19 protein-coding genes are annotated in these 23,486 nt (G+C 68.5%); 12 read left to right on the plus strand and 7 right to left on the minus strand.

Annotated elements, in window-relative coordinates; genetic code table 11:
- Positions 1-25: 25 nt before the first annotated feature.
- Both ACYQZ5_RS00900 and prs read left to right on the plus strand, forming a co-directional pair.
- Positions 26-886 (plus strand): HVO_0234 family beta-propeller protein, encoded by an 861-nt coding sequence (locus ACYQZ5_RS00900; RefSeq protein ID WP_459844811.1) that lies wholly within the window; start codon positions 26-28, stop codon positions 884-886.
- 53 nt (positions 887-939) lie between these two features.
- Positions 940-1,806, plus strand: coding sequence for a ribose-phosphate diphosphokinase (prs, locus tag ACYQZ5_RS00905; protein ID WP_459844813.1), 867 nt, complete (start codon positions 940-942; stop codon positions 1,804-1,806).
- Here prs and ACYQZ5_RS00910 read toward each other — a convergent pair whose 3' ends face one another.
- Positions 1,807-5,829 carry a pentapeptide repeat-containing protein gene (locus tag ACYQZ5_RS00910; protein ID WP_459844815.1) on the minus strand — a complete coding sequence of 1,341 codons (4,023 nt, stop codon included), beginning with the start codon at positions 5,827-5,829 and terminating at the stop codon, positions 1,807-1,809.
- A gap of 172 nt (positions 5,830-6,001) precedes the next feature.
- Between ACYQZ5_RS00910 and ACYQZ5_RS00915 the strand changes: the two genes are divergently transcribed.
- Positions 6,002-6,592 carry a YqhA family protein gene (locus ACYQZ5_RS00915; RefSeq protein ID WP_379730584.1) on the plus strand — a complete coding sequence of 197 codons (591 nt, stop codon included), beginning with the start codon at positions 6,002-6,004 and terminating at the stop codon, positions 6,590-6,592.
- Between the two features lie 15 nt (positions 6,593-6,607).
- Here the strand turns inward: ACYQZ5_RS00915 and ACYQZ5_RS00920 are convergent, their stop codons facing one another.
- Positions 6,608-9,883, minus strand: coding sequence for a pentapeptide repeat-containing protein (locus ACYQZ5_RS00920; protein WP_379730583.1), 3,276 nt, complete (start codon positions 9,881-9,883; stop codon positions 6,608-6,610).
- A 177-nt stretch (positions 9,884-10,060) separates the two neighbouring features.
- Between ACYQZ5_RS00920 and ACYQZ5_RS00925 the strand changes: the two genes are divergently transcribed.
- Positions 10,061-10,483, plus strand: a complete 423-nt coding sequence (locus ACYQZ5_RS00925; protein WP_379730582.1) for an HIT family protein — start codon at positions 10,061-10,063, stop codon at positions 10,481-10,483.
- 9 nt (positions 10,484-10,492) lie between these two features.
- Here the strand turns inward: ACYQZ5_RS00925 and ACYQZ5_RS00930 are convergent, their stop codons facing one another.
- Positions 10,493-11,659, minus strand: a complete 1,167-nt coding sequence (locus ACYQZ5_RS00930; protein WP_379730581.1) for an acyl-CoA dehydrogenase family protein — start codon at positions 11,657-11,659, stop codon at positions 10,493-10,495.
- Positions 11,660-11,729: 70 nt separating this feature from the next.
- Positions 11,730-12,128, minus strand: a complete 399-nt coding sequence (locus ACYQZ5_RS00935) for a universal stress protein (RefSeq protein WP_379730580.1) — start codon at positions 12,126-12,128, stop codon at positions 11,730-11,732.
- Positions 12,129-12,268: 140 nt separating this feature from the next.
- Here ACYQZ5_RS00935 and ACYQZ5_RS00940 point away from each other — a divergent pair, with 140 nt between their 5' ends.
- The 7 genes from ACYQZ5_RS00940 to ACYQZ5_RS00970 all read left to right on the plus strand — a co-directional run bounded on the left by ACYQZ5_RS00940 (position 12,269) and on the right by ACYQZ5_RS00970 (position 20,576).
- Positions 12,269-13,516, plus strand: a complete 1,248-nt coding sequence (locus ACYQZ5_RS00940) for an ABC transporter substrate-binding protein (protein ID WP_379730579.1) — start codon at positions 12,269-12,271, stop codon at positions 13,514-13,516.
- Positions 13,516-14,358 (plus strand): ABC transporter ATP-binding protein, encoded by an 843-nt coding sequence (locus ACYQZ5_RS00945; protein WP_379730578.1) that lies wholly within the window; start codon positions 13,516-13,518, stop codon positions 14,356-14,358. Before ACYQZ5_RS00940 ends, ACYQZ5_RS00945 begins: the two co-directional genes overlap by 1 nt.
- Complete coding sequence (locus ACYQZ5_RS00950; RefSeq protein ID WP_379730577.1) at positions 14,358-15,194, plus strand: ABC transporter ATP-binding protein; 837 nt, start codon at positions 14,358-14,360, stop codon at positions 15,192-15,194. The genes ACYQZ5_RS00945 and ACYQZ5_RS00950 overlap by 1 nt, the downstream gene beginning before the upstream one ends.
- Position 15,195: 1 nt before the next feature.
- A complete protein-coding gene (locus ACYQZ5_RS00955) occupies positions 15,196-17,241 on the plus strand; it encodes an AMP-binding protein (protein WP_379730576.1) in 2,046 nt (681 codons plus the stop codon).
- Complete coding sequence (locus tag ACYQZ5_RS00960; RefSeq protein ID WP_379730575.1) at positions 17,241-18,194, plus strand: branched-chain amino acid ABC transporter permease; 954 nt, start codon at positions 17,241-17,243, stop codon at positions 18,192-18,194. Before ACYQZ5_RS00955 ends, ACYQZ5_RS00960 begins: the two co-directional genes overlap by 1 nt.
- Before the next feature lie 102 nt (positions 18,195-18,296).
- Positions 18,297-19,340 (plus strand): branched-chain amino acid ABC transporter permease, encoded by a 1,044-nt coding sequence (locus ACYQZ5_RS00965; protein WP_379730574.1) that lies wholly within the window; start codon positions 18,297-18,299, stop codon positions 19,338-19,340.
- 84 nt (positions 19,341-19,424) lie between these two features.
- Complete coding sequence (locus ACYQZ5_RS00970; RefSeq protein ID WP_379730573.1) at positions 19,425-20,576, plus strand: phenylacetate--CoA ligase family protein; 1,152 nt, start codon at positions 19,425-19,427, stop codon at positions 20,574-20,576.
- Positions 20,577-20,597: 21 nt separating this feature from the next.
- Here ACYQZ5_RS00970 and ACYQZ5_RS00975 read toward each other — a convergent pair whose 3' ends face one another.
- A complete protein-coding gene (locus tag ACYQZ5_RS00975) occupies positions 20,598-21,098 on the minus strand; it encodes a PaaI family thioesterase (RefSeq protein WP_379730572.1) in 501 nt (166 codons plus the stop codon).
- Between the two features lie 83 nt (positions 21,099-21,181).
- Entirely contained in the window at positions 21,182-22,030 is an 849-nt protein-coding gene (locus ACYQZ5_RS00980) for an amidohydrolase family protein (protein WP_379730571.1), read from the minus strand.
- A gap of 130 nt (positions 22,031-22,160) precedes the next feature.
- Here ACYQZ5_RS00980 and ACYQZ5_RS00985 point away from each other — a divergent pair, with 130 nt between their 5' ends.
- A complete protein-coding gene (locus tag ACYQZ5_RS00985) occupies positions 22,161-22,943 on the plus strand; it encodes a ParA family protein (protein ID WP_459844822.1) in 783 nt (260 codons plus the stop codon).
- Here ACYQZ5_RS00985 and ACYQZ5_RS00990 read toward each other — a convergent pair.
- Positions 22,940-23,437, minus strand: a complete 498-nt coding sequence (locus ACYQZ5_RS00990; RefSeq protein WP_459844824.1) for a DUF7858 family protein — start codon at positions 23,435-23,437, stop codon at positions 22,940-22,942. The genes ACYQZ5_RS00985 and ACYQZ5_RS00990 overlap by 4 nt on opposite strands.
- Between the last annotated feature and the right edge of the window lie 49 nt (positions 23,438-23,486).

Here is a 23,486-nt window from a genome sequence, read left to right on the forward strand (position 1 = left end):
CCGACCGGGAGCCGAAATCGTGGGCATGCCCACCATCAGAGAGAAGCGGGTGTACGACGAGGCGGCCGTCCCGACGCCCGTGTTCGTCACCGCCGAACAGGGGCTGGTGGTCGCCCAGCTCTCCGACGCCGCAGTCGGCGAGTTCTCACTGGCCCATCGCTGTACCGCGCGGGACATCGCTGTCGGCCCGGACGGGACGCTCGCGCTCGCGACCGACGAGTCGTTGCTGCTCGCGCCCGACGCCGACCCGGAGCGGTTCCACGAGACGGGGTTCGGGCCGGCGGCCGGCGTCTCGCTCGTCGACGGTCCCGAGCGGTCGGTCGCCGCGGCTGACGAGTCGGGCCGGATCGCGCGGCTCCCGCTTCCTGCCGGCGAGTTCGAGGCGTCGATCGAGAACGCCGACTGGACCGCCCTCGGGAGCGTCGACGGTCCTCGTGCGCTCGACGGCCGACTCGTCGCCGCCGCCGACGGCGTGCACCGCCTCACCGCGTCGGGCGTCGACCACGCCGGCCTCGACGACGCGCGGGACGTGGCTGCTCGCGGCGCGCCGCTGGCGGCGACGAGCGAGGGGCTGTACGAACTCGGCAACGGCTGGATGCTCGCCCGCGAGGGCGGGCACGAGGCGGTCGCGACCGACGGCGAACAGGCCCACGCAGTTGCGGCGGACGGAACTATTCTCGGACGCTCGACCGACGGCGGCGAGTGGAACGAACTCGACGTGCCGGCCGACGACCGGATCGTCGACTTCGCGTACACCGCCGACTCCGTCGTCGCCGCCACCGAGTCGGGATCGCTGGTCGCGAACGCCGGCGAGGGCTGGCGGTCGCGGGCGGTCGGGGTCACCGGCGTGCGGTCGATCGCGGCCGGGCCGCGGTCCACCGAGTAGCGCGCTCGGGACCAACGGAAACGTGTTTACCGGCGCGGGCGCGAGCCTCGCGCATGATACTCCCGGGCTCGCACTCCCAGTCGCTGGCGGCGCGGCTGGCGGCGGCGACCGACCACGACCTCGCGAGCGTGACCTACGACCAGTTCCCGGACGGCGAGCTCTGTGCGGCGCTGCGTGAGCCGGACGCCGACGCGCTGACGGGCGAGCACGCGGTCGTCGTCGCGTCGACGCTCACGAGCGACGCCCACCTCGAACTGCTCCAACTGCAGGACGCCGCCCGCGAGGCGGGCGCGACCGAGGTGACGACGGTAGTCCCGTACATGGGGTACGGCCGGCAGGACGAGGCGTTCACGCCGGGCCAGCCCGTCTCCGCCCGCGCGGTGGCCCGCGCGATCTCGACCGGCACCGACCGCGTGCTGCTCGTCTCGCCCCACGAACCGGACGTGGCCGACTGCTTCGACGTGCCCTGCGAGACCGTCGAGGCGGCCCCGCGGCTGGCCGAACCGCTACCCGACGACCTCGCTGACCCGGTGTTCGTCGCGCCCGACGAGGGGGCGATCGCGATCGCCGAGCGCGCCCGGGACGCCTACGGCGCCGGCGACGCGGACTACTTCGAGAAGGAGCGCGACTACGACACCGGCGAGGTCGACATCTCGCCGGGGAACGCCGACGTGGCCGGTCGGGACGTGGTGCTCGTCGACGACATCGTCGCCACGGGGTCGACGATGAGCGAGGCGATCGACGCGCTCCACGGCCGCGAGGTGGGGCGAGCGTTCGTCGTCTGCGTCCACCCGCTGCTGGTCGGCAACGCGCGGACGAAGCTCGAACGGGCCGGGCTGGCCGGGATCTGGGGCACGGACACGGTCGAGCGCGACGTGTCGGCGGTCTCGGTCGCGCCGTTGCTCGCCGAACTGGTCTGACTACCGGGCCACGCGCCGGCCGAGGACGAACACGACGAGTGCGATCAGCAGCGCGCCGAAGTACGCCTCCAGACTCGCGAGCCAGCGGGTGAGCTCGCTGGACGGCGAGCCGACGTACTCGAGGGTGATGAACGTCGCCGTCGAGAAGTAGAGGTTCTCCGCGATGACGAACAGGCCGTCGACCGATGCGAGGTGGCCGGCGTCGTCGATCCCCTGGAGCGTCCCCGTCTCCGTCGCCGTGCTCGCGGTGAGGGTGTAGAGAATCCCCCAGAACACGACGGCGATCGTGGAGATGTAGACGATCCGCCAGAGGCGCTCGCCGTAGCCACACGTCTGGTAGAGGGTGGTGTTGCCCGCCCACTTGCCGAACGCCTTGAGCCGCGTCGTGATCCGGGTCCGGTCGTTCAGGTCGCTCGCGATGGTCGCCACGTCCACGTCCCGGCGGGAGCGCGTGTCGTCGCCGTCGTCGCTCCCGAAGGCCACGTGCCAGTGTTTCTTCCGCCGGTAGGTCATCTCCCGGAGGAAGAACTCCGCGGCGGCTTTGGTGTCGCCGTCGGCCTTCGCGCACTTCTTGGCCTTCATGTACGTGTTCTCGAGCGTCGCCGGGTCCGTGATCGTCGCCGTCTCGCCCTCGGGCAGCAGCGACGCGTCGGCGGCGAACTCGTGGAGCACCCAGTTGTTCCGTGCGAGGTGGGCCTTGTGGGCGCTGAAGTCGAAGCCGACGAAGTCGGTGTTACAGAACCGGAAGTGGTCGAACAGCGGGTACGCACAGTGGCTGTCGTCGAGGCGAACGTCGTCGATCTCGCCGCCGGTGAAGTCGTAGAACGCGACGCTGTCGTCGGTCTGGCCGAGCACCCCGCCGCCGACCACTGCGCGGTCGAACGAGAGCAGCGTCGCGTCGCCGTCGCTGGTCCGGGGCCGGAACGTCGCCGACCCGTTGAACACGACGTGACTGAACGTCGCGCCGGCGTCGAACGTCGTCCGGGTGAACGTCGCGTGCTCGAAGCGGCTCTGGGCGAAATTCGCCTCGGCCTCGAACACCGCCGCACGGAAGTTGGCGTCGTCCTCGTGCATGTTCGCCGTCGCCAGAAACTCGGTGGCGGCGAAGTCGGCCGGCCCCTCGAACCGCGCGCCCTCGAACGTGGTCTCGTCCTCGAACACCGCCTTCATGAAACGAGCGTCGTCGCCGAACGCGGTCCCGGAGGCGTCGAGCGACCGCTCGAACGTCGCCTCGGCGAAGTTGGCCGGCCCGCCGAACGTCGCGCCCTCGAACGTCACGGTGTCCGAGAACGCCGTCTCCGTGAAGTCGGTGGCGCCGTCGAACGTGGCGTCGGCGAAGCTGGCCTGTCTGAACTCGGTGTAGCTGAACGTCGCGTCGTCCCGGAACGTCACCCCCTCGAAGTCGGCGTCCTCGACGGTGTAGGCGCCGCCTGTGAACTCGCTCCCCCGAAACCGTGCAGGCCCCTCGAAGGTCGCGCCGGCGACACAGACGTCGCTGTCGTAGCTGACCTCGTCGAAGTCGGCGCTGGCGCCGAATCGGGCGTCGCGGAAGCTGAGGTGGCGGTCGAACTCGGCGAACGAGCAGTCGAGCGGCGCGTCGAACTCGACGCCCTCGAAGTTCGCCGACCGGAACTGGCCGCGGTGGAACGTCGCCGGCACCGCGAACTCGGCGTCGACGAAGCGCACGTCGTCCTCGTCGACGTTGTCGCCGCCGTGGAACTCCGCGCCGCGGAAACACGCCTCGGGATCGCGGCTCCTCCCCTCCGGCGGCGACTCCGTGTACCAGACCTCGTCGCCGTCCCAGTCGCCCCGGACGGTCAGCGCCTCGAAGGAGGCGTCGTTACGGAACCGCGCCTCGGTGAACCAGACGCCGGCGTCGAACCGGACCGACTCGAACACGGCACCCGCCTCGTAGACGGTGTCCTCGAAGTCCGCCGCCGCGTGGAACACTGCGCCCGAGAAATCGACGTAGCGGAACTGTGCGCCCTCGTAGTCGACGTGGCTCTCGAAGACGGCGTCGACGAATCGCACGTCGTCCTCCTCGACGTTGTCGCCGCCGTGGAACTCCGCGCCGCGGAAGCAGACCTCGCCCGCGAACGTCGCCCCCTCGAAGGAGGCGTCCTCCCCGTAGCGCGTCTCGTTCAGGTCCACGTCGCCCCGGAACTCGACGCCCTCGAAGTACGTGTCCTGCCCGAACCGGACGTTCTGGAAGACGGCGTCGCCGCCGAAGACGGCGCCGGAGAACTCCGCGTACTCGAAGGCGCCGTTCTCGAACGTGGCGTCGGCCTCGAACGTGGTGTCGGCGAACGTCACGTCGTCGTCGCGGGCGTTGTCGCCGCCGCGGAACTCGACGCCCTCGAAGTTCGCGACCCCGCCGACGGCCACCTCGTCCAGCGCCACGTCGGCGTTACACCGGGCCTCGGCGAACACGAGCGCGCCGTCGAACGACGCGCCCGTCAGTAGCAGATCCCCGTCGAACACCGCCTCGTCGAAGTCGGCGTCCCCGCCGACCGCGACGCGCTCGAACGTGGCCGACCGGAACGCCGCACGCTCGAAGCTCACGTCGCTCTCGAACGTCGCGTCCGTGAAGCGCAGGTCGTCGGCCCGGACCCGCGCGCCGCCGTGGAACTCGGCCCCGCGGAACGAGGCGTCGCCGCCGACGTACACGCCGCCGAAGTCGGCGTCGTCCCGGAAGCGGGCCTCCTCGAACTCGACGGCGTCGGCGAAGCTGGCGTCCGCAAAGCGGGCGTCGCCGGCGAACGCCACCGCTACGAACGCCGCCGTCGACTCGAAGTCGACCGACCGGAAGTCGGCGTACCGGAACTCGGCGGCGTGGAAGTCGACCGGGCCGGCGAAGGCGGCGCCGTGGAAGCTCACGTCGTCGTCGTCGACGTTGTCGCCGCCGTGGAACTCGACGCCCCGGAACGTGGCCTCGCCGCCGACGCTGACCCCCGAGAGGTCGGCGTCCTCGCGGAACCGCGCCTCCGTGAGGTCGAGGGCGCTCTCGAACGTCGTCCCGCGGAAGTCGGCGTCCTCCTCGAACGCGGCCTCGGTGAACAGCGTCTCGCCGGCGAACGTCGCCCCAGCGAAGTTCGCGAGGGCGAACTGGCCGTTGGTGAAGTCGGCGTCGCCGCCGAACGCCGCGCCGCTGAAGTCCGCATCGTCGATCTCGACGTTCATGTCCCCGCGGAACTCGGCCCCGCGGAACGAGGCGTCGCCCTCGAACCGCGTCTCCCGGAACTCGCCGTCGCCGGTGAACGTCGCCTCGTCGAAGTCGGCGACCGCTTCGAAGGTGGCGCCGACGAAGTCGGCGTACCGGAACTCCGCCTTCCGGAAGGAGGCACGCTCGTGGAAGACGGCGTCCTCCAGACAGGCGTCGTCGTCGAGGAGGTTGGCGTCGCCGCGGAACTCGACGCCGTCGAAGACGGCGGCGGCCTCGTACTCGGTGAACCGGAGGCAGGTGTCGCCGTGGAACCGCCCCTCCTCCAGCGAGACCGGTCCCCGGAAACGGGTGCCGATCAGGTCCACGTCGCCGACGAACGTCGCGTGTGCGGCGTCGAACTCGCCGTCGATCTCGGCGTCGGAGATGTCGACGAACTCCCGGAACACGGCCTCCTCGAACGCCACGTCGCCGATCGAGGCGTGCCGGAGATCGAGTGGCTGGCGCAGTTCCGCCGTCGCCAGCGACAGCGTTCCGGCGACGGTCGCGTGTCGGAGGTCGAGCGGGAACTGGTCGCCCGTCTCCAACACCAGATACGAGAGGTCCAGATCCTCGAAGTTCCCCCCGATCAGCTGTTTCCCCTCGCGGCCCTCCGCCTCTGCGGCCCGCTCGACGGCGGCCGCCACCGCCCGGTCGTCGATCCCGAGGTCGTCGCGCGCCTCGGGCGACATGTGGACCACGCAGTACTCGCTGTCGTCGTGCGCCTCGTGAGGACAGGACCACGGCTCGGTGAGTGAACTGTCACGGTCGGCCGACCGTGATCCCGAATCCGGGTCGAACGTGTACGAGCAGTCCCCACGCATACGCGTATGGCGTTTCTCTCTTGACACAAAAAGGTACGTGACAATTTGACATACGGGGGCGGGGTGTTCGGAACCGGCGGTCTACGCGACTGACGAAACCGATATCGGGGTCGTATCAGGGAACAGACCAATCACTACTATAATGATGGTGGGTCGAAAACTCCGACTCATCATGGCAAACGGAGACACGGTCGAGGGGGGCGAGCACGGGAGCCACGCGTCCGACGGGGGGGACGAACTCGATATGGGCGGCAGCGAGCAGTGGCTGAACCGGCACTTCGAGTCGCGGTTCTTCGCGCTCAGGTACACGCTGCTCGTCCCCGTCATCGTCGCGTTCATCGGCTCGACCGTGATGTTCGCCAACGGCACCTACCACACCGGGAAGGCGATGTCGGCGCTGGTCATCGGCCGACACCTGGGGAGTTCACAGGAGGTGACGCTCCCGATCATCAAGGCGCTCGACGCGTTCCTCGTCGGCATCATCCTCGTCATCTTCTCGTTCGGCATCTACGACTTCTTCATCAGCGAACTCGACCCCGCCGAGCGGTCGAGCATCCGTCCCGACTGGTTCAAGTTCGAGTCGACCGGCGAGCTCAAGAACAAGCTCATCGAGGTCGTCCTCGTCATCCTCGCGATCAAGTTCTTCGAGCAGATGGTCGCGAACGCCGACCAGATCACGGACATCGAACGGTTCCTCGTCATTCCCGCCGGCGCCGCCATCCTCGCGATCAGTCTCGGCTTCTTCAAGTGGGCGACGGAGTGAGCGGCCCTCCCCTCGTCAGCGGGCCACGCGCCGGCCGAGGACGAACACGACGAGCGCGACCAGCAGCGCGCCGACGAACGACTCGATGCCGGCGAGCGTCCGTGCGGTCGTGCCCACGGGCTGGACGTCGCCGTAGCCGAGCGTCGTGAACGTCACGATGCTGAAGTAGACGTTCTTCCCGAGGGTGACGACCCCGTCGGGGGTGAACAGCGCCAGCGGGCCGGCGAGCTCCCGGGCCTCGACCGCGCCGGTCGTCCCCCGGGTGAACAGGGTGTAGAACACCCCCCACAGGAGCACGATGACGCTGGAGACGTAGACGACCCGCCAGAGGCGCTCGCCGTAGCCACACGTCTGGTAGAGCACCCAGTTGCCCAGCACCTTCCCGCCGGCCGCCAGCCGGTCACGGACGGACCCCTCGCCGCTGGTGAACGCGCGGACGTTCTTCTTCCGTCGGTACGTGAGCTCCTTGATGAAGAACTCGGCGGCGGCCTTGCGGTGGCCGAACGCGTCGGCGCTGTTTTTCGCTTTCAGGTACGTCGACTCGAGCTCCGAGGGCGACTCGACCGGCCCGATCGTCCAGGTCGGCGTCGGCATCGCCTCCCCGCCGTCGGTGACGCCGCGGGGCTCGTCCGCGACGCCGTCGTAGGCGAACTCGTGGATCGTCCAGTCGGTCCGCGCGAGCTCCTCGTTGTGCTTGGAGAAGTCGAAGTCCTCGAACTCGGTGTGACAGAACCGGAAGTAGTCGAAAAGCTCGTGCTCGTCGGTCCCCGCGTCGCTCCCCTCGAGCTTGACGTCCCGGAGCACGGCCTGTTCCATGTCGTAGAACACCGCGCCGTCGTCGGGCTGGATGATCGTCCCGTCGGCGAACGAGACCTCGGACATGTCGACGACCGTCTCGGCGCCGACCGGTTCGACGGTCAGATCGAGCGTCTCCTCGAACCTCGATCCGGCGAAGGTGGCGCCGGCGCCGAACGCGGTGTCGTCGAACGTGACCGGGCCGAACTTCGCGGCCGCGAACGACACCACCTCGTCGAACGTCGTGTTCTCGAACGCGACCGTGGAGCCGTTGAGTGCCGTGTCGCCGCCGAACGCCGCGCCCGTGAAGTCACAGGGCGCGTGGAACCTCGCCCCGTCGACGGTCACGGTTCCGTCGTACTGTGCGTCCGTCGCGTCGAAGCGGCCCGCCACTTCGGCGCCGTCGAACTTGGCGCCGGCCTCGTGGTTGGCCTCGCTGAACTCGACCCGGCCGTCGAACACGGCGTCGGTGAAGTTGGCGAACCGGAATCGTGCGCGGGCGAACGTCACGTCGCTCTCGAAGTGGACCCCGCGGAACGACGAGTCGTCCTCCACGACCGTCTCGCTCCCGTGGAAGCTCACCCCCTTGAACGTCGTCGTGCCGGCGAACGTCGCGCCCTCGAAGCTGACGTTGTCGCGGAACTCCGCCTCGCTGAACTCCGCGACCCCCGCGAACGTCGCGTCCTCGAACCCCGCGCTCGCCACGAACGCCGCTCGCTCGAACGTGGCGTTCCCCCGGAACTGGCCGCCGTCGAACGCGGCGTTGTCGGTGAACGTCGTATCGACGAACGAGCAGCTCTCCCGGAACGTCGCATCCTCGAACACCGCGAAGCCGAACTCCGCCCGCTCGAACCCGACGTCCCCGTCGAAGGCGGCGTCCCGGAAGCTCACGTCGCCCGAGAGGATCCGCGACTTCCCCTGGAACTCGACGCCGTGGAACCACGCCCGCGTCTCGAAGACGGCGCCGACGAAGTCCGCGTCGCCCCGGAACCGTGACTCGTCGAACCGCACCTCGTCGGCGAAGATGCAGTCGTCGAACGTCGCGGTTCGGTCGAACACGACCGACTCGAAGTCGGCCTCGTCGCCGAACGTCACGTCCGCGAACCTCGCGGCGCGGAAGCGCGCCCGATCGAACGACGCCGGCCCCTCGAACGCCGCGTTCTCGAAGGTGGCGTCCTCGTCTTTGGTGTTGGCGCCGCCCTCGAACTCGGCGCCGTCGAACGTCGCGGCCGCCTCGAAGGCGGCGTCGTCGAAGGCGGCGTCGTCGCGGAAGCGACACTCGAGGAACGTCGCAGGCTCGCAGAACGTTGCCTCCGAGAACACGGCGTCGTCGTCGAACGTCGTCTCCTCGAAGCTGACCGCCCCCTCGAAGGTGGCGTCCTGGAAGGTGGCGTAGCGGAACTCCACGGCGTCGAACGTCGCCTCGCCGAACGTCACTCCCCGGAAACAGGCGTCGTCGTCGACGACGTTGTCCCCGCCGTCGACCTCGGTGCCGAGGAACGTCACCGCCGACTCGAACGTCGCCCCCTCGAAGTTCGCGTCCTCGCGGAAGCGGACCTCCTTGAAGGAGGCTTCGCCCTCGACCGTCGCGTCGGTGAACACGCCGTCGCGATCGAATTCGGTCGCGTCGAACGACGCCGCCGCCTCGAAGGTGGCGTCGGCGAACGTCCCGCCGTCGAGGGAGGCGTCGTCGAACTCGGCGGCCGCCTCGAAGTGCGCGCCGACGAACTCGCCCCTGCCGTCGAACACGCTCCCGGCGAACGACGCCGACGCCCGGAACGTGACGCCGCCGAAGTCAGCGTGCTCGAACTCGGCGTTCGCGAACGACGCCGGCCCGTCGAACACCGCCCCCTCGAAGGAGATGTCGTCGTCGAGGTGGTTCGTCTCCCCGTGGAACTCCGCCCCGCGGAGCAGCACCTCCTCCCGGAACCGCGCGCCGTCGATCGCGCTGTCGCCCTCGAACCGGGACTCGTCGAGCGTCACCGGCCCCTCGAACGTGGCGTCCCGCCAGTCCACGTCGTCCTCGAACGTCGCCGTCGTCCCCTCGACGGCGCCGGTACAGCGGCCGCCGACGAACTCGAACTCCCCCTCGACGGTCGCGTCGCGACACGCGACCGTCCCGATTTCGGCGCCGTTCAGCCGGATCGGCTGGCTGACGACCGCGTACCGGATGTCGAACGTCCCGTCGATCGACGCGTAGCGGAGGTCGATCGGGTGCCGGTCGTCGGCGGCGACGATCCGCCGCCGCAGGTCCATCTCCCCGAACTGGGCGCCGACGAACTGCTTGGCCGCCTCGCCCGCCCCGAGTGCCCGCTCCAGAAACGCGTCGAGCACCGCCCCGTCGTCGACGCCGAGTTCGCCGCGCTCGGCCGGCGAGAGGTGGAACACGCACCGCTCCGCGTCCGGGTGGGCCTCGTGTGGACAGGCCCAGCCGTCGAGCGACTCCGGCGCCCCCTCCTCAGACGCTCGATCGAACGTGTATCGACACTGTCCCATCCGTCTTCTCAATCGACCAATAGATGGGCGACGAATAAGGTTTTCCCCGACTCGACCCGACGAACCGGCGTCTCTGGGCCGAAAATCGGCGGATTCCGCGAAGCGACCGTATCGGTGGACCGCCGGCGAACCCGGGCCGGCGTGGGTTTCATGGCCCGAGCCATCCAACGGTCGCGCATGGCCGAAGACTGCATCTTCTGTAGCATCGTCAGCGGGGAGATCCCCGGCCGGATCGTCGCGGAGACCGACCACGCCGTCGCGTTCCTCGACGCGAACCCGCTCGCGCCCGGCCACACGCTCGTCGTCCCCAAGCAGCACTACGGGCGGCTGAGTGACGTTCCGGGCGACGAGGCGGCGGAGCTGTTCGACGCGGTCCACGAGCTCTCGGCGGCCGTCGAGGACGCCGTCGACGCCGACGCGGTCTCGATCGGCATCAACGACGGCGAGGCCGCGGGCCAGGAGATTCCCCACACGCACGTCCACCTCGTCCCGCGGTTCGACGGTGACGGCGGCGGCTCGTTCCACACGATCTCCCCGGCGAGCGAGTCGCCCACCGACGAGGAACTCGACGAGATCGCCGCGACGATCCGCGGCGACTGACGCCGCGGTTCAGTAGGACTTCGGAAAGCCGAGCTCCTGGCCGATGTGGTTGTACGCCATCTGCTGGCTGACCGGCGCCAGCCGCGTGAGGTTGATCTCGCGCCACCAGCGCTCGACGTCGTACTCCGTGGCGTACCCCCAGCCGCCGAACGCCTGCATCGACTGCTTGACGGCCTCGATGCCGGCCTCGACGGCGGTGGCCTTGGCGACGTTGGACTCGTAGCCACAGTCCTCGCCCTGATCGTAGAGCCAAGCCGCCTTGTCGCGCATGAGTGCGGCCGACTCCATTCGGGCGTACGCCTTCGTGATCGGGAAGGAGACCGCCTGGTGGCCGCCGATCGGCTGCCCGAACACCTCGCGGTCGTTGGCGTACTCGATCGCGGTCTCGGCCGCGAGCTTCCCGATCCCGGTGCCGGCGGCGGCGAACCCGATCCGTTCGGGGTTGAGCATGTCGACGAGCGTCCACCAGCCGTGGTCCTCCTCGCCGAGCAGGTTCGCCTCGGGGACCCGAACATCCTCGATGAACACCTCACAGGACTTCGAGTAGTTGATGCCGTGTTTGTCGATCGGCTCCACGTCGATCCCCGGATCGTCCATATCGACGACGAAGAGGCTGATCCCGTCGGTGCCGCGGTCGGCCTCCTCGCGCGGGGTCGTCCGCGTGACGAGGATCATGTTGTCGGCGCGGTCCGAGAACGTGATCCAGGCCTTCTGCCCGTTGAGCACGTACTCGTCGCCGTCCTTCTCGGCCCGGGTCGCGACGTTCAGCGTGTTCGTCCCGGCCTCTGGCTCGGTGATGCCGATCGAGAAGTTGCGGTCGCCGGCCGCGATGTCGGGCAGGTAGCGCTCCTTCTGCGCCTCGGTGCCGTGCTCGCGGATGCCGACCGCCGCCATCCCGGCCGTGAGGACGAGGTACCAGGTGCCGGCCATCCCACAGCCCTCCGCACACAGCGTCTCCATCGCGACCCCCATCTCCTGCATCCCCATCCCCGCGCCCTCGTACTCCGGCGGGATCAACAGCCCGTGGAACCCCGCCTCGGCGAGTTCGTCCCAGAACGCCTCCGAGAACTCGCCGTTCTCCTCCTTCTCGCGCCAGTGTGCCGGCCCGAACTGGGACGCGATCTCGCTCGCGGTCGACCGGATCATCGCCTGTTCGGAACTACTGTCGAAATCCATGGTTGTGTTTCACACTCTCACAGGTGCTCCCGATACATTAGTACTGGTCTTGCGGCCGTCCACGGTCGTCTCACTCCTCGTCGGCGCTACAGACGAGGACGGGCCGCTCGGTGTCGAGGATGACGCTCTGTGTGACGCTGCCGAAGAGGACTTTCCCCGTCGGCGTCCGCTTCCGCCCGGCGAGGACGATCTGGTCGGCGTCGTGCTCCTCGGCGACGTTGAGGATCGCCCTGACGGCGTCGCCGCCGTACCCTTCGAGTTCGACCTCGATGCCGGCCTCCTCCAGCCGGTCCCGTGCGACACGCACGGCCTTGACCTGTTCGACGGTGCTCCCCTTCGTCTTCTCCTCGAAGGAGTGGACGAGAACCGCACGCACCGCGTCCGTCTCCAGCGGGAGTTCGGTGAGCGTTTCAGCCTGTGCGAGCGCCCGGGACTCGTCGGCGTCGATCCCCACGAGGAACGTGTACATGCCCCACGCAATAGGCGGGGAGCGTTTTACTGTTTCGCCGCGGCGAACTCGCCGGACACGTTCACATCGGTGGGATTCGGCGGTGAAACTCAACCCAACCATTATATATGATGTATACTTCCATTGTTGCGTGTTATACAATGCCACGTAACGAGGGAGACACGTTCGAGACGGCGATGGGACGGCGACGGCTCCTGAAAGGTGCGGCGGCGGGCGGGGTCGCGCTCGGCCTTGCGGGCTGTGCTGGCGGCGGCGGGAACTCGGATGCAGTCACAGTACCGGGGATCTACGACGAGAGCGGCGGCACGTCCGACGTCGGGCGGCCGGCCGCGATCGGCTCCCGTGACACGATCGCGTACATCAACGAGAACGACCTCCTCTCGCGGGAGATCGACCATCCCAACGAGGACTACGCCTACGAGGTCCCGGAGGCACAGCAGCTCTATCAGGAGTACACATCGGGCGACGAACCGCCGATGATCATCGGCTGGGGGACCGCGGACACCGAGGCGCTCTCGGGCACGGTCGCCGAGGACGAGATCGTCTACATCTCGGCGTCGTACTCCGCGAACCTGGTGACCGAGGAGACGCCGTACAACTTCTTCGGCAACCTCGACTACACGAGTCAGGCGCGGGCACACCTGAAGTGGATCGCGGACAACGACCCCGGCGCGAAGATCGCGTTCATCTTCTCGAACAACCCGTTCGGTCAGGCGCCGGTCGAGGGCGGCAAACAGTACGCCGAGGAGCTCGGTCTCGAGGTCGGGTCGGACATCAACCTCCCGCTGACGGCTAACTCGGCGACGACACAGCTCCGGCAGGCCAGGGACGGCAACGTCGACTACCTCATCCACCAGAACACGTCCGCCCCGATGCGGGTGCTGCTACAGGACAAGGCGGACGTGTACCCGGACGTGACGGTGTGTGGGCTCACCTACACGGTCGACGAGCGGGTGGTCTCCGAGTCGCCCGACCTGTTCGAGGGCGTCCGCTACGTCAACGCGTTCAAGACGTTCCAGGGGGCGCTCGACAGCGACGGCCTCGGCGCCGACATCATCGAGGCCAACTTCGAGCGCGAGGACCGGAGCATGGACAACCCCGAGGTCGCACAGCTCAACTACGTCCGCGGCGTCATCCACGCCCTGCTCGCGCTCAAGGGGCTTCAGAACACGATCGACAACGGCGACGACCTGACCGGCCCGAACGCCCGCAACGGGATGTTCGGCATCCAGAACGACGACATGGAGGGGCTTGCCGAACCGTACACCTACGAGGAGGGCGACCGCCGGCCCACCATGACCGGGCGGCTGTTCGAGGTGACCGACGGGTCGCTCAGCTTCGACACGACCGTCGAGCTCCCCCGGCGTGACGAGTGGATCGGACTGTGATGCCGGCCGAGTCACGAGCGGCGGGGACCACCGAGTCCGACGCCGACCGGGCCGTCGTCGAACTCGACAACGTCGAGATCGTCTACGACGACCACTTCCTGGCGGTTCAGGGCGTCTCGATGTCCGTCGACGAGGGGGACATCGTCGCGCTGCTCGGTCCCAACGGCGCCGGGAAGTCGACCATCCTGAAGATGATCAGCGGCATCGGGCGGACCGAACGCGGCGAGGTCAGCCGCGGGAACGTGTTCTACCGGGGCGAGGACGTGACCAACTTCGGCGCCAACGAGATGGTGGACCGCGGCATCACCCACATCCTCGAGGGGCGCCGCGTGTTCGAGGACCTCACCGTCGAGGAGAACCTCCGGTGTGGCCTCTATCGCGGCGGCCGCCGGTTCCGGTTCGACGAGGACGACTACGACATCGCGTTCGACTACTTCCCGCAGCTGAAGGAGATCATGGACCTGAAAGCGGGCTACGCCAGCGGCGGCCAACAGCAGATGCTGGTGATCGCCCGGGCGCTCATCCACCGGCCGGAGCTGCTCCTGCTCGACGAGCCCTCGCTGGGGCTGGCGCCGAAGCTCGTGCAGGACATCTTCGAGACGCTGGTCGAGATCAACGAACAGGAGGACATCACCATGATCGTCGCCGACCAGAACGCCAAACGAACCCTCGACATCGCGGACTACGGCTACGTCATGGAGAACGGCCAGATCGAACTCCACGACCCGGCCGACCAGTTGGTCCAGCGCGAGGAGATCAAGGAGTTCTACCTCGGGACGTCGAGCGAGGACTCCCGGTACACTGACATCCGGCACTACAAGATCCGGAAGAGGTGGACCTGATGAGCGCCGAGGACGCGGCCGCCGACCAGCGTGCGGCGTCGCTCCGGGAGGGCGCCAACGTCCCCCCGGAGGAGGCCGTCATCGGCTGCCGTGACGTGACCAAGACGTTCGGCTCCATCACCGCCGTCGACGACGTGACGATCGGGATCGACAGCGGCGAGTGGGTGTCAATCGTCGGCCCGAACGGCGCCGGCAAGACGACGCTGTTGAACATCCTCAACGGCTTCTACTCGCCGGACCCCGGCGCGGCGGTGTACCTCAACGGCGAGGACGTGACCGGCCGCCCGGCCCACTACCGGGCGCGACAGGGGATGGCTCGGACGTTCCAGGGGCTCGAACTGTTCGAGGAGGAGAACGTCCTCGAGAACGTGATGACCGTCCGTGCGGTCCACGAGCGCCCGAACCTGCTGTCGTCGCTGCTGTTCTACGGCGCGGGCCGGCAGGTCGAGGCCCGGAACATGCGCCGTGTCGAAGAGATACTCGACTACCTCGAACTCTGGGAGCACCGGCACGCGACCGTGTCGGCGCTCCCGCTCGGCGTCCAGCGCCGGGTAGATCTAGCGCGGTCGCTCGCGCTCGAACCCGACGTGTTGCTGCTGGACGAGGCGATGAGCGGCCTCACCTTCGACGAGAAGTACGACATGATCCGCTTCCTGACCGACCTCCACGAGGAGGAGGGGATGACGCTGGTGATGATCGAACACGACTTGGAGGTGGTCACGGCCGTCTCCGACCGGATGATCGTGATGCAGAAAGGCGGCGTCATCGCGCGGGGACCGCCGGAGGCGGTCACCGAGGATCCCGAAGTCGCCCGCGTCTACACGGGGGTGGACTGACGTGGCCGAGGACGACGCCGAGGGGCTCACCATCGACCGCGTGCTCACGGCGCCCGACGACGAGACCGTCGAGATCGTCTCGGACCGGGCGCTCCCGGAGATCCTCGTCGATCACGCCGAGGAGCATCCGCAGGACACCGCCTTGCGGTGGAAGCGCTACGGCGTCTGGCAGGAGTTCACCTGGGAGGAGTACTACGAGCGCGTCGAGCGGTTCGCGCTCGGCCTCGAGGAGTACGGCTTCGGCGAGGAGGACGTGCTGTTCACGATCGGCTACAACCGCCCCCACCAGCTCTGGGCGTGGATCGCCGCCCAGTCGCTGGGCGGCATGGCGGCGCCGAACTACGAGGACATGCTCCCCGAGGACATCGAGAAACAGCTCCAGCTGCTGGAGCCGAACATCGTCTACGCGGAGGACCAGGAGATGGTCGACAAGCTGCTGCTGGTCGCCGACAGCGTGCCGTCGCTGGAGACGATCATCTACCGGGACGAGAAGGGGATGTTCCGGTACGAGAACGGCGAGAAGGTCGGTCCCGACGACCCCGACATCGTCGCCTACGAGGACATCGAGGCGCGCGGCGAGGAGCGGCTGTCGTCGGGCGATGTCGCCGACGACTACCTCCACCAGCAGATCACGACCGTCGACCCCGAGGCGACGGCGATGCTGGCGCCCACCTCGGGCACCACCGGGATGCCCAAGCGCGTCCGGCTCTCCCACTTCAACTTCGTGAACTTGGCCAACGCCGCCATCGACATCGACCCGCTGCCGAAGGAGTCGGACTACTTCTCCTACCTCCCGATGGCGTGGGTCGGCGAGCAGATGATCCTGCTCGCGGCGGCCTTTGTCGGCGGCTGGACCGCCAACTTCCCCGAACAGCCCGAAACCGAGGACGAGGACCTCCGGGAGATCGGTCCCGAGATCATCTTCTCCTCGCCCAACCGCTACGAGGCGTGGGTCGCCGACGTGAAGGCGAGGATCGAGAACACGACGCGGTTCAAGAAGTGGGTGTACGACAAGGCGATGAGCATCGGTGAGCGGTACGCTGAGTACGTCATCGGCGACAAGAACGACGAGGAGCCGCCCGCCACCCTGCGGGCCGCCCACTGGCTCTCCTACTGGGTGGCCTACCGCCCGATCCTCGACAAGATCGGGCTGAAGCGGGCGAAGAACGTCTACACGGGCGGCGGCCCGCTCGGCGAGGACCACTTCGAGTACTACCACGCGATGGGCGTCCCGCTGAAGCAGATCTGGGGCCAGTCCGAGGTCTGCGGCTTCGTGACGATGCATCGCGACGACGACGTGCAGGTCGAGACCGTCGGCGAGGTGTTCCCGAACATCGAGGTGGGGATCACCCCCGAGGGCGAACTGGTCGTCCGCGGCCCGGTGGTCACCTCCGGCTACTACGGGATGCCCGAGAAGACCGAGTCCGCCATCGAGGACGGCTGGCTCCACACCGACGACTTCGGCGCGCTCACCGACGACGGGCACGTCAAGATCTTCGACCGGATGGACGACGTGATGGAGATGCAGGACGGCACCGCGATCGCCCCCATCAGCGTCGAGACGAAGCTGAAGTTCAACCCCTACCTGAAGGAGGCGATGGTCGTCGGCGACGGCCGCGAGGAGCTGACGGCGGTGCTGAACATCCGGTTCAACAACGTCGCCGAGTGGGCCGACCAGCGCGACATCCAGTACGCCGGCTACCGCGACCTCACACAGAAACCGGAGGTGCTGGAGCTGATGCGGGACGTGGTCGCCGAGACCAACGAGGAGCTCGACAACCCGATCCAGCGGTTCATCGTCCTGTTCAAGGAGTTCGACGCCGACGACGGCGAGCTCACCCGGACCGGGAAGCTCCGCCGGGAAGTCGTGATGGACCGGTACGACGACGTCGTGGAGGCGCTCTACGACGGGAGCGACAGCGTAGACATGGAGATAACGATCACCTATCAGGACGGGCGTGAGTCCGACGAACGCGGCGTGATGCGCGTCGTCGACGTGGACGAACCGATCGACGAGGACGCCGACCTCGGGGTGGTGATGGAGTAATGGTGGATCTCGCCACCTTCTTCGACATCGCCGTCACGGGTATCGGGCTCGGCGCGCTGTACGCGCTGGTCGCGATGGGCTTTTCGCTCATCTACAAGGTGACCGGCGTGCTCAACTTCGCACAGGGCCAGATCGCGATGGTCGGCGCCTACAGCGTCGTCATCTTCGGGACGGCCGCGCTCCTGCCGGCGGCGCTCCCGGCGTGGGCGGCCGTCGTGCTCACGATACTCGTCGGCGTCCTGCTCGGTCTCGCGCTCGAGCGTGTCGTCTTCCGGCAGTTCATCGGCGAACCGGTGCTGTCGGTCATCATCGTCACGCTGGCGCTCGGCGGGATCTTCGAGGGGTTCATCAGGTTCCTCTTCGGCCCGAACTTCAAGGCGTACCCGGCGGAGCTGGCGTTCGACTGGTCCGTCGGGCTTCCCCTCGGCGCGTCGATTCAGGGGGCCTACGCCGTCGCGGTCGTCATCGCCCTGATCGTCGTCGGCGTGCTGATGCTGTTCTTCCGGAGCACCGTCATCGGCTCCATCCTCCGGGCGTCGGCGAGCGACGAACAGGCGGCGATGGTGCTCGGCGTCTCGATCGAGCGGACGATCGCGCTGGCGTGGACGCTCTCCATCGCCGTCACCGCGATCGGCGGCATCCTGCTGGCGATGTCCAGCGGGGGCGCCGCCTTCTCCATCGAGACGACGGGCATCATCATCTTCGCGGCCGTCGTCTTCGGCGGCTTGGACAGCATCCCCGGCGCATTCATCGGGTCAATCGTGGTCGGACTCCTGCAGGAGCTGGGTTCGTACTACCTCGAGGGCGGGACCGCCGTCGTCGTCCCCCTGCTGGACGTGCAGGCGAACTTCGGCGCCGGCTTCGGGGAGATCCTCCCGATGATCTTCCTCCTCGTGGTGATCATGGTGAAACCGTACGGCCTGTACGGCACCGAACGGATCGAGAGGCTCTGAGAATGGCAGGACACGATCTCCGACGCGCCGTCAGGCGCACCGACGACGTATCGACGGCCCGACGGCGGGCCGACACCGAGCCCGCGGGACGGAGGTGGTGCGATGCCCTGCGGTGAGTACTTCACCGACTACACCTCCCGGATGGGGCTGGTCCGCTGGCGCACCCAGAAGATCGCGCTGGCGCTCGGCCTCCCCCTCCCGTTCCTCGCCCCGCTGCTGTTCGAAGGCGGGACGTTGACGCTTCTGACACAGGCGTACATCTTCGGGATCGCGGTGCTCGGGCTGAACGTCATCTTAGGGTACGCGGGCGAGATCGTCCTCGCACAGGGGGCGTTCATGGCGATCGGCGCCTACTCGACGAGTCGGCTCCTCGAAGCGGGCGCCGGACTGTTGCCGGCGTTGGTCATCGGCGGCTTCATGTCGGCGATGATCGCCGTCGCGTTCGGCCTCCCCTCGTTCCGCGTCAAGGGGTTCTACATCGCCATCTCGACGCTTGCGCTCCAGTTCATCTCGGAGTGGTTCTTCAACAACGGGCAGGCCGCGTTCATCCACGGCGGCTCCCAGCAGCAGTTCCCCTCGACCGTCGGGCTGCTCGGTCCGGTCGCGGAGATCGGGAGCACCTTCGACAAGTACTACCTGGCGCTGGTCGCGGTGTTGCTGTTCGCGCTGCTGTCGCTGAACCTCTCCCGGACCGGCATCGGGAAGACGTTCCGCGCGGTCCACGAGAACGACCTCTCGGCGGCGGTGCTGGGGGTCAACGTGTTCAAGAACAAGCTACTGGCGTTCGGCATCGGCGGGTTCATGATCGGCGTCGCCGGCGGCCTCTACGGCTTCCAGATCGGCTTCATCAGCCCCGGCTACTTCACCCTCTCCCTTACGCTCGAACACTACGTGATGTTGCTGTTCGGCGGCCTCGGCCGCGTCTGGGGCGCGCTGCTCGGCGTGGGCGTCGTCACGCTCATCCGGGACAACCTTCGTGAGGTGCTCGGCATCGTCAGCGACGCGACCGGGCTGAACGCCACCGCGACGGTGCCGGTGTTCTTCGGCGTCATCATCATCGTCGTCCTCGCGGTCGAGCCTAAGGGGGTGTTGGCCGCGCTCGGCAAGATCAAGGAGTACTTCCGCAAGTGGCCGTTCGCCTACTGACCGGCCCGCTCCCCTCCGCCCCCTTCCACGCCAGAGTGTAAGCCGGACGGAAATTTATGTGACCGTAGACCACTACTCCACTCGATGTACGACTCCGAGACGCTCGCGGCCGTCCGCGAGCAACTGACGCGGGCGACCGACCACGAGTTCTACGCCGACGCCGACATCGACCCCGACGCCGTCGACTCCTGGGACGCGTTCAGGGAGATCCCGTTCACGACTGGCGAGGAACTGGTCGCCGACTTCGAGGCTGACCCGCCGACTGGCTCCCTCTACGACGGCGCCGCGATGGTGACGTTCTCCCCGATGGGCGAGGATCTCCAGCCGGTGTTCGACACCCGGGGGGATCTGGAGCACCAGGCCGCCGTCAACGCCGAGGTGTTCGAACGGGCCGGTATCGAGCCCGGCGACCGGGTGATCAACACGTTCGGCTACCAGCTGTTCGGCACGGGCTACGTCGTCCACCGGGCGCTGGAGGAACTCGGCGCGGAGGTGTTCCCGCTCGGTCCCGGCGACTCCGAGCAGGCCGCCGACATCACCCACCAGTTCGACGTGGACGCGCTCATCGGGAACCCGAGCTTCGCGCTGAAGGTCGGAGAAGCGGGCGGTGAGGTGGACACGTTCGTCGGCGCCGGCGAGCCGTTCACCTCCATCCCGGGCCGCCGCGAGGCGGTCAAAGAGGCCCTCGGCGCCAGCACGGCGACCGACTACTTCGGCACGCGGCACATCATGCCCGTCGCCGCCGAGACCGAGGCGGAGGACGGCCTCCACGTCGTCACCGACTACGCCGTCGTGGAGATCGTCGACCCCGACACGGGCGAGGTGCTCGGGACGGGGGAGCGCGGCGAGGTCGTCGTCACCCACGTCCGGAAGGAGGGGATCCCGCTGATCCGCTACCGCACGGGCGACCTCGCGGAGTTGGAGAAACGCGACGGCGAGCTCGTCCTGCCGGACGGCGTCATCGGGCGGACCGACGAGCGACTGAAAGTCAAGGGCGTGAAAGTGTACCCCGAGAGCATCGAGACGGTGCTGGCGGGGTTCGAGGGACTCACCGGCGAGTACCGCATCGAAGTCGATCAGCCCGAGACGACCGACCGACTGACGATCGTCTGTGAGGGCGAGGCTCCCGTCGACGACCTGCGGGCCGCGCTCGGCGACCGCCTGCTCGTCACGCCCGACGAGGTGACGCTGGTCGCGGAACTGGACGAGACCGGGATCGTCGACAACCGCTACTGATCGCGGCGCCGCTCGCGCCGGTCATTCGCTCAGTTTGTACACTCCGGTGCCCGTGGCACAGACCGCGTCGCCGGACTCGACTTCCACGCTCGCGACGCCGATGTTCTCGCCGCGGCGCTCGATTGTCGCCGTCGCGTACAGCGGGTGTTTTCCGGCCGCTTCCAGGTAGTTCACGCGCAGGTCGACCGTCGGCGTGTAGTCGCCGCGGTGGCCGATGAACACGGCGGCGCCGGTGAGGTCGACGATGGAGCTGATGATGCCGCCGTGGAGCACCTCGAGGTCGGGGTTGCCCACCAGCGACCCGTCGAACGGGATCCGCGTCTCCGCCTTTCGGGGGGTCACCGCGAGCACCTCCAGTTCGAGTTCGCGGTGGAACGGGATGGCGTCGTACAGTTCTCGGACGATCGCCGTCCGGTCGTCCTCGTCGCCGGTCGCCTCGGCGACACGGGCTGTCGGGTCGTCGCTCGGCGACTCCCCATCGTTCGAACCGCCGTCCGGGACGGGCCGCCCTCGCTCTCCCATACTGTGTCAGCGTTCACCACACGCCGACAAAAAACGTCGGATGGGGGCGATTCGGGCGGTCCCTCGCGATGGATCCGCCAAGTTCACGCCTCGCCCAGGAACCGACGCGCCGTTCGCGAGAAGATGTCCCGCTGGGTTTCGAGCGGCAGGTCGCGCCCCAGCAGGTGGGCGCGCTCGCGCTCGTAGGGGTAGGGGATGTTCGGGAAGTCCGAGCCGTACATGATCGACTCCGAGAGTTCGATCAGCGTCTCGTCGGCGACCGAGTCGGGGTCGAACGCCATGTACTCCTCGGCGACCGCGGACATGGTGAACGTCGTGTCGAGGAAGACGTTCTCGTTGGTCCGGGCCAGTTCACAGAAGGCGTCCACGTCGTAGGCGCCCATGTGGGCGGCGCACACCCTGAGATCCGGGTAGGAGTCGAGGAACGAGCGGAACCGGTCGACGCCGACGTTCGGGTCGTCCCGGAACATCGGTGCGGTCCCGGCGTGGACCAGCAGCGGCAGGTCGTGGGCGGCAGCCACCTCGTACGCCGGCTCCAGCCGCGGGTCGGCGGCGGCGAACCCCTGTACCGGTAGCTGGAACTTCAGCCCGCGGGCGCCCGCGTCGACGGCCCGCTCGACGATCCCGCCGACGTCGTCGTCGCCGGCGTGAACGGTCGCAAACGGCACCACGTGGTCGGCGGTCGCGGCCGTCTCGCAGACCCACTCGTTCAGTTCGTCGGCCATCCCCGGTCGGTGGGCGTACGGCAGCGCGAAGAACTCCTCGACGCCGGCGTCCCGGAGGATCTCAGTCATCGCCGCCAGATCAGTCGGGTGGTCGAACGTCCAGCCGGCAGCGTCGCCGAGCGCGTCCCGGATCGCCCGCATCAGCCGGTCGGGCATCAGGTGGACGTGCGCGTCGACGACGCTCTCGACCGGGAACTCAGTCGTCATCGCTCACCGTGCTCGGTCGTGCCATTGGTTCCGTATGAGGGTCTTTGACGCGGATAGTAAAAATACCGACAGCGGTCACTGTCCGGACGGTGCCGAAGATTTTTCTGGAGTAACGTACGGAAAGAAGCGTATGGCGCTCTCGACTGCTGCACTCGTCGGCGCGACGGGCGGCGCAGGCACGACCCGGAGCTGTCTCGAACTCGCCGGCGCGCTGGCCGCCGCCGGCGACGACGTGGCGGTGCTCGACGCCGCCTACGACACGCAGGGGCTCGCCCGCCACCTCCCGGGCCGGATCGACCCGGACGCGACGGCGCTCGTCACCGACGGGAGCGACCGACCGCTTTCCGAGGCGACGATCGAGTACGACCTCGACGCCGACTGTACCGCGCTCGACGCCGAGGCGCTGCCCGACCCGGGACGGGTCGTCTGTGTCCCCGCGCGGGCGCCGTTCGAGCGCCTCGCGCGGGCGAAGACCGCCGAGGCCGCACAGGAACTGGAGCGGCGGATCGACGAGGCGGCGACCGCGTTCGACCGGGTGCTGATCGACACGCCGCCGCTCGGCGCCAATCCCGCAGTCGCGGCAGTGACGGCTGCCGAACGGGTGGCCGTCGTCGCTCCCGCGACGGAGCGCGGCGTCGATGCGGTCCAGACGACCCGCGGCTGCCTGCAGGACGTGGGGACGAACGCCGACGCCGTCCTCGCCGTCGACCGCACAGGGACGGGCACGTTCCCCGAAGCCGACGCCGACGCGACGCTCCCCCAGTTCGACGCCGAGGCGCCCGCCGGCCTCGAAACCGAGACGGGCGTCGACGCGCTCACGACCGCCGCCGACGCCGTTCTCGGCCGCGAACTCGACCTCCCGCTGGCGGAGAGCGGGCTCGCGGCGGCGGTCGAGTCGTTGCGCGAGCGTTAGAACAGTTCGTCCACGTCGCCGACCGCGTCGGCGAGCGGGTCGTCGTCGGTGGGGCTTCCCACGTCCGCGACCGCCGCCGACAGCGCGGGGTCGGCGTCGTGGCTCTCGATGTAGCTCCCCAGTGCGAACTCCGCCTCGCTCGCTCCCGTCAGTTCGAGCGCTTCGGCTCGGGCGAGCTCGCCGGCCTGCCAGTCCCGGACGATCTCGCGGGCCATCGGCGACAGCGGCGTCACGCCCGAGACGCCACAGCGGTGCAGCGCCTTCGCGGCCGTCACTGGCGCGATCCCCGCCTCGCGCGCGCTCTCGCCGACGCTCGTTCCGGCCGCGTGGGTTTCGACGACCGTCGCGGCGGCCTCCGGCGTGCAGGGGAGCGCCCCCGCGTGCGGGCGGAGGCGCTCGACCAACGCCTCGCCCGTCTCGTCGACGGCGGCGACGCCGCGGGCCTCCTGCTCGGCGGTCACCTCGATCCCGGCGGCGATCTCCTCCAGCGTCATACGCGATCGTTCGCCGCGATATAGTTTAACAGTTTTCACTGTTGAAGTT

The sequence above is a fragment of the Halolamina salina genome, from assembly GCF_054653455.1.

Excerpts from the sequence above, each read along its gene's own strand:
- ACYQZ5_RS00945 (WP_379730578.1), top strand. The coding sequence starts at position 13,516 with ATGCCGGCCGAGTCACGAGCGGCGGGGACCACCGAGTCCGACGCCGAC.
- ACYQZ5_RS00980 (WP_379730571.1), bottom strand. The coding sequence starts at position 22,030 with ATGACGACTGAGTTCCCGGTCGAGAGCGTCGTCGACGCGCACGTCCAC.
- ACYQZ5_RS00970 (WP_379730573.1), top strand. The coding sequence starts at position 19,425 with ATGTACGACTCCGAGACGCTCGCGGCCGTCCGCGAGCAACTGACGCGG.
- ACYQZ5_RS00975 (WP_379730572.1), bottom strand. The coding sequence starts at position 21,098 with ATGGGAGAGCGAGGGCGGCCCGTCCCGGACGGCGGTTCGAACGATGGG.
- ACYQZ5_RS00990 (WP_459844824.1), bottom strand. The coding sequence starts at position 23,437 with ATGACGCTGGAGGAGATCGCCGCCGGGATCGAGGTGACCGCCGAGCAG.
- ACYQZ5_RS00985 (WP_459844822.1), top strand. The coding sequence starts at position 22,161 with ATGGCGCTCTCGACTGCTGCACTCGTCGGCGCGACGGGCGGCGCAGGC.
- ACYQZ5_RS00920 (WP_379730583.1), bottom strand. The coding sequence starts at position 9,883 with ATGGGACAGTGTCGATACACGTTCGATCGAGCGTCTGAGGAGGGGGCG.
- ACYQZ5_RS00925 (WP_379730582.1), top strand. The coding sequence starts at position 10,061 with ATGGCCGAAGACTGCATCTTCTGTAGCATCGTCAGCGGGGAGATCCCC.
- ACYQZ5_RS00950 (WP_379730577.1), top strand. The coding sequence starts at position 14,358 with ATGAGCGCCGAGGACGCGGCCGCCGACCAGCGTGCGGCGTCGCTCCGG.
- ACYQZ5_RS00915 (WP_379730584.1), top strand. The coding sequence starts at position 6,002 with ATGGCAAACGGAGACACGGTCGAGGGGGGCGAGCACGGGAGCCACGCG.
- ACYQZ5_RS00940 (WP_379730579.1), top strand. The coding sequence starts at position 12,269 with ATGCCACGTAACGAGGGAGACACGTTCGAGACGGCGATGGGACGGCGA.
- ACYQZ5_RS00935 (WP_379730580.1), bottom strand. The coding sequence starts at position 12,128 with ATGTACACGTTCCTCGTGGGGATCGACGCCGACGAGTCCCGGGCGCTC.
- ACYQZ5_RS00910 (WP_459844815.1), bottom strand. The coding sequence starts at position 5,829 with ATGCGTGGGGACTGCTCGTACACGTTCGACCCGGATTCGGGATCACGG.
- prs (WP_459844813.1), top strand. The coding sequence starts at position 940 with ATGATACTCCCGGGCTCGCACTCCCAGTCGCTGGCGGCGCGGCTGGCG.
- ACYQZ5_RS00960 (WP_379730575.1), top strand. The coding sequence starts at position 17,241 with ATGGTGGATCTCGCCACCTTCTTCGACATCGCCGTCACGGGTATCGGG.
- ACYQZ5_RS00965 (WP_379730574.1), top strand. The coding sequence starts at position 18,297 with ATGCCCTGCGGTGAGTACTTCACCGACTACACCTCCCGGATGGGGCTG.
- ACYQZ5_RS00900 (WP_459844811.1), top strand. The coding sequence starts at position 26 with ATGCCCACCATCAGAGAGAAGCGGGTGTACGACGAGGCGGCCGTCCCG.
- ACYQZ5_RS00930 (WP_379730581.1), bottom strand. The coding sequence starts at position 11,659 with ATGGATTTCGACAGTAGTTCCGAACAGGCGATGATCCGGTCGACCGCG.